This window comes from Peterkaempfera griseoplana (genome assembly GCF_001418575.1).
GTDB lineage: Bacteria > Actinomycetota > Actinomycetes > Streptomycetales > Streptomycetaceae > Peterkaempfera > Peterkaempfera griseoplana.
The window spans coordinates 1-2,569 of sequence record NZ_LIQR01000742.1 but is presented as its reverse complement, the minus strand read 5'-3'; the positions used below and the strand labels follow the sequence as shown (position 1 = coordinate 2,569).

The 2,569-nt window shown below is 73.2% G+C and carries 2 protein-coding genes; one reads left to right on the top strand and one right to left on the bottom strand.

Going from position 1 to position 2,569, the window contains the following annotated elements:
* Nucleotides 1–1,519, bottom strand: a 1,519-nt coding sequence (locus AOK09_RS36255; protein WP_055591420.1) for a flavin-containing monooxygenase, incomplete at its 3' end; no start/stop codon positions are given.
* Nucleotides 1,520–1,708: 189 nt separating this feature from the next.
* On the opposite strand from AOK09_RS36255, the gene AOK09_RS36250 reads away from it, so the two are divergent.
* Nucleotides 1,709–2,536, top strand: a complete 828-nt coding sequence (locus AOK09_RS36250) for a MerR family transcriptional regulator (RefSeq protein ID WP_245687647.1) — start codon at nucleotides 1,709–1,711, stop codon at nucleotides 2,534–2,536.
* The last annotated feature ends 33 nt before the right edge of the window (nucleotides 2,537–2,569 follow it).

The following is a 2,569-nucleotide window of genomic DNA, read 5'->3' as shown; positions in this document are numbered from 1 at the left end:
CCGCGAGACCCGCCGGGTCGACCAGGGTGTACTCGGCGAGGTCGACCCGGCGGGTCTCGCGGCGGAAGCGGCTGGTGGTGCCGGGCCAGACGGTGGTGTTGCGGCCGTCGGAGTCCAGGTACCAGCTGGTGCAGCCGCCGGTGGCCCAGACGGTCGAGCGCATCCGGCGCTGGACGTCGTCGTTCCACCGTCGCTGTGCCTCGGGCCTGGGGTCGAGTGCGGCGACGCCGAGGGCGTCGATCCGGGTGAGCGCGTCCACGATGTAGTTCAGCTGGGACTCGATCATCAGGATCATCGAGCTGTTGCCCAGGCCGGTGTTGGGCCCGATCACCATGAAGAAGTTGGGGAAGCCGTGGACGGTGGTGCCGCGCAGCGCCTCCATGGTGCCGTCCCACTCCTCGGCGAGGGTGCGGCCGGCGGCGCCGGTGATCCGTTCGGCGACCGGCATGTCGGTGACATGGAAGCCGGTGCCGAAGACGATGGCGTCCACCTCGGCCTCGGTCCCGTCGGCGGCGACCACCGTGGAGCCGCGCACCTCGGCGAGGCCGGAGGCCACCACGTCGGTGGTGGGGGCGGCCAGGGCCGGGTAGTAGGAGTTGCTCAGCAGGATGCGCTTGCAGCCGATGCGGTAGTCCGGGGTGAGCCGGGAGCGGAGGCCGGGGTCGCTGACGGCCCGGTTGAGGTGGCGCCTGGCCATCGCCTGGACGGCTCCGAGGAGCCGGGGGCGGTTGACGAAGGCGTCCACCTGGAGCTCGCGTACGGCGAACAGCAGGGCGCGGCGCAGGGCGCCGGACGGGGGGACCTTGCTGTGCAGCCACTTCTCCACGCCGCTGATCTCCCGGTCGGCGCGGGGGAGCACCCAGGCGGGGGTGCGCTGGAAGACCGTCAGCCGTGCCACCTTCGGCTGGATGGCGGGGATGATCTGGATGGCGGAGGCGCCGGTGCCGACGACCGCGACGCGTTTGCCGGTGAGGTCGTAGTCGTGGTCCCAGCGGGAGGAGTGGAAGACCCGGCCGGGGAAGGTGTCCAGGCCCGGGATGTCGGGGATCTGGGGGTCGGAGAGCGGGCCGGTGGCGGAGACGACGGCGTCGGCGGTCCAGTCCCCGGCGGTGGTGGAGAGCTGCCAGCGGGCGGTCTCCGCGTCCCAGCGGGCGGAGACGACCTCGGCGTCGAAGCGCAGATGGGGGCGGAGGCCGAAGGTGTCGGTGACCTGCTCCAGATAGGCGCGGATGTGCGGCTGGCCGGAGAAGCTGCGCGGCCACTCGGGGTTGGGGGCGAAGGAGAAGGAGTAGAGGTGGGACGGTACGTCGCAGGCGCATCCGGGGTAGCTGTTGTCCCGCCAGGTGCCGCCGACGGCGGAGGCGCGCTCCAGGATCACGAAGTCGGTGATGCCCGCGCGGCGCAGCCGCACTCCGGCGCCGAGGCCGCCGAAGCCGGATCCGATGACGGCGACCCGGACGTGGGGAGTCCCGCCGGGCGCGGCGCCGGGCGCCGTACCGGGTGCTTCTGCGGATGCCATGGGCGTCCTCCTGGGCTGGGCCGGATGGGGCCGGACAACTCTGCCAGTGTTCACTGGCATGGTCTGGAGAGTAGACCCGCAGCCTTGTTGACGGAAGGTCCAATACATCCTGTGACGCAGGACACATCGGGGCCCGTCGCCGCCACCGGGCCGGCCGGCCGCCCACCACCCCGCGCCTATGCTGGCCCCGTGGTGGACAACGAGCACCGGCCGGCCGGGGGGCACTCCGCCGGGCCCGCAGCACCCGGCGCCGCGGGCCGGGACCCCGGACGGGGCGAGTACCGCGTGGAGGAACTCGCCGAGGCGGCCGGCATCACCGTGCGCACCCTGCGCTTCTACCGCGAACGCAAGCTGCTCCCGCCGCCGCGCCGGGAGGGCCGCATCGCCTGGTACTCCCAGGAGCACCTGGACCGGCTCCGGGTGATCGCCGAACTCCTGGAGCGCGGCCACACCCTGGGCGGCATCACCGAACTGCTGGCCGCCGGGGAGGAGGGCCGCGACGTCGCCGAGCTGATCGGCCTGGAGAACGCCATCATCGCCCCCTGGACGGACGAGGTCCCGGTCCGGCTCACCTGGGACGAGATCGAGCGGGCGCTGCCCGGCCAGCTGGCCGAGGACAACACCCGCGCGGCCACCGAACTCGGCTATGTGACGGTGGATCAGGAGGGCGTCACCCATGTCAGCCGCCGGCTGATGGACGCCACCGTCGCCCTGGTCCGGGAGGGCATCCCGCTCTCCGTCGTGCTGGACGTCGCCCGCCGCACCCAGGAGTGCGCGGACGCCGTGGCCGACATCTTCGTCCGGCTGATCAGCGAGCAACTGCTCGGCGGGCTGGAGGGCCGGGTCAGCGCCGAGGAGGCGCACCGGCTCACCGAGACCGTCCTCAGGGTGCGCCCGCTGGGCCGCACCGTCGCCGACGCCCAGTTCACCCTGGCCATGGACCGCCGGGTCCGGGAGGAGTACGAGAAGGTGCTGCGGCACCGCATCACGCCCGAACCCGATCCGCCGCTCGTCTGACCGGCTCCCGCCGGCAGAGGCCGCCCGCCCCTG